Origin of the sequence: Halomonas sp. 707D4 (genome assembly GCF_024158685.1) — a bacterium.
Classification (GTDB): Bacteria; Pseudomonadota; Gammaproteobacteria; order Pseudomonadales; family Halomonadaceae; genus Vreelandella.
Map to the genome: position 1 here is coordinate 1 of NZ_JAMZBD010000454.1, position 2,434 is coordinate 2,434.

Consider the following 2,434-nt stretch of genomic DNA (forward strand, 5'->3'; position numbering starts at 1 on the left):
GAGCATTCGAACGGAAGTGGCGCGCCTCGAGACGCTCGGCGCGGCGGGGATCAAGGTTCCCGAGCTTCTGGCTCACTCCCCTCGCGCGCTTTTGCTGGCGGACGCCGGTACGCCCGTGGCCCCTGCCGCCACGCTCCTGGATCGCCTGAAAGCCGCCACCCATGGAAGCGACGTCGATCGTCTCATCGGGTTGGGGGTCGCGGCGCTCATCGACGTGCATCGACGCGAGTGCTACCTGAGCGAAGCCTTTGCTCGCAACATCCTGCTGGTCGATGACGAGGTCGTCTTCATCGACTTCGAGACCGACCCTGGCTCTGTGCATACGCCCGTCGACTGCATGGTGCGCGACTGGTACTGCCTGATCTTCTCGCTCTACGGCAAGTTCTCGAAATCGCCCCTCCAGCGCGAGCGGCTGACACCAGTACTCGTTGCGGCTCTGCATCGGGAGCGGGCGGACGTGCGCGAGCGTTTCACGGCCCTGCTGCCGCCGCTCCTGAGGCTCAAGGCGATTCCTTTCAAGCGCCTGGGCAGTGATGGCCGCAAGATCCACCAGACCCTCGTCGCGCTGGCAGCGCTGCACGAGCAACTGACATGAGACACCCGATGCCCGACTACTCCCCTTCCCGGCTGGTCATCCTCGACCGCGACGGCGTCATCAACCAGGACTCCGACGACTACGTCAAGAGCCTCGACGAGTGGCTTCCCTACCCTACCTCGATCGAGGCGATCGCCCGCCTGGTGCGTGCCGGCTTCGACGTGGCGGTCGCCACCAACCAGTCCGGCATCGCGCGCGGCTACTACAGCGAGGCGACGCTCGCCGCTATGCATCGAAGGATGATCGAACTGGTGGAAGAGGCCGGCGGACGGTTCGTGCACATCGCTCATTGCCCTCACGGCCCGCAGGACGATTGTGCTTGTCGCAAACCCCTGCCCGGCCTGCTTCTCGAGATCCAGCAGGCGCTGAGACTCCCCTCCCTCGAGGGCAGCTGGATGGTGGGCGATAGCCTGCGCGACCTGCAGGCCGGCGAAGCGATGGGCTGCCATGGCGTGCTGGTGAAGACCGGCAAGGGACAACGCACGCTCGAAAAGGGCCAGGGACTCGACAAGACTCGCGTCTTCGACGATCTGGCGGGCTTTACCGACTGGCTCTGTCGGCAGGGCTGAGCCAAAAAAAAGCGCCGCGTTAAACGCGGCGCTTTTGCATGTTTCACGTGAAACACGTCATACGTCGAGGTTGGCCACCAGCGCATTGGTCTCGATGAAGTCGCGGCGCGGCTCCACTTCGTCGCCCATCAGCGTGTTGAACATCATGTCCGCCGCGACGGCGTCCTCGATGGTCACGCGCAGCATGCGACGACTGTCCGGGTCCATGGTGGTTTCCCACAGCTGATCCGGGTTCATCTCGCCCAGCCCCTTGTAGCGCTGCACGGAGAGGCCGCGCTGGCCTTCGAGCATCAGCCACTGCAACACCTCGGCGAACTCCGCCACGGGCTTCTGGCGTTCGCCTCGGGCGATATAGGCCCCCTCTTCCAGCAGGTTGTTGAGGGTCTCGCCCAGCCCCGACATCGCACGGTAGTCGGCGCTCTCGAAGAAATCGAGCCCCCAGACGTATTCGTTGGTCACGCCGTGGGCGATCAGCGACACCGCCGGCAGTTGAAGCCCCCGCTCGCTGTCCTCCTTGAGGTAGAACTGGTAGCGCGGGCCGCCTTCGTAGGCCACGCGCTCGTCCATGGCGGTCTGCAGCTCGCCGATCCAGTTCTCCATGGTGACGCGATCCTTCAGGCTCGCCTCGCCCTGGAGTGCGCTTGCGTAGATCGCCTGGCGCAGTACTTCGATGGGGAAGACACGCCCCAGCCGGTCGATACGCTTCATCACGCCGCGATACTGGTTGACCAGCGTCTCGAGCTGGGAGCCCGAGATGCCCGGCGCCTCGGCGTTGACGTGCAGCCTGGCGCCATCCAGGGCCGTGGTGGTCAGGTAGTCGACCATCGCCTGCTCGTCCTTCAGGTAGAGCTCCTGCTTGCCCCGCTTGATCTTGTAGAGCGGCGGCTGGGCGATGAAGACGTGGCCGCGCTCGATCAGCTCCGGCATCTGACGGAAGAAGAAGGTCAGCAGCAGCGTGCGGATGTGCGAGCCGTCGACGTCGGCATCGGTCATGATGATGATCGAGTGATAGCGCAGCTTGTCCGGATTGAACTCCTCGCGGCCGATGCCACAGCCGAGCGCGGTGATCAGCGTGCCCACCTCGGCGGAGGAAAGCATCTTGTCGAAGCGCGCCTTCTCGACGTTGAGGATCTTGCCCTTGAGCGGCAGGATCGCCTGGGTGCGACGGTCGCGCCCCTGTTTGGCGCTGCCACCGGCGGAGTCACCCTCCACCAGGTAGAGCTCGGACTGGCTCGGGTCCTTCTCCTGGCAATCCGCCAGCTTGCCGGGC

General features: G+C 64.9%; 3 protein-coding genes. 2 read left to right on the top strand and 1 reads right to left on the bottom strand.

From position 1 onward, the window contains the following. Together BIS11_RS15135 and gmhB are read left to right on the top strand one after the other, a co-directional pair. On the top strand, positions 1 to 595 hold a 595-nt coding region (locus tag BIS11_RS15135), incomplete at its 5' end, for a hypothetical protein (protein WP_253586446.1). After that, on the top strand, positions 592 to 1,164 hold the full coding sequence (gmhB, locus tag BIS11_RS15140; RefSeq protein ID WP_253421717.1) for a D-glycero-beta-D-manno-heptose 1,7-bisphosphate 7-phosphatase: 573 nt from the start codon (positions 592 to 594) through the stop codon (positions 1,162 to 1,164). The genes BIS11_RS15135 and gmhB, both read left to right, overlap by 4 nt. 57 nt (positions 1,165 to 1,221) lie before the next feature. On the opposite strand, the gene BIS11_RS15145 is transcribed toward gmhB, so the two are convergent. After that, positions 1,222 to 2,434: toprim domain-containing protein (locus tag BIS11_RS15145; RefSeq protein ID WP_253586447.1), on the bottom strand; the 1,213-nt coding region annotated here is incomplete at its 5' end.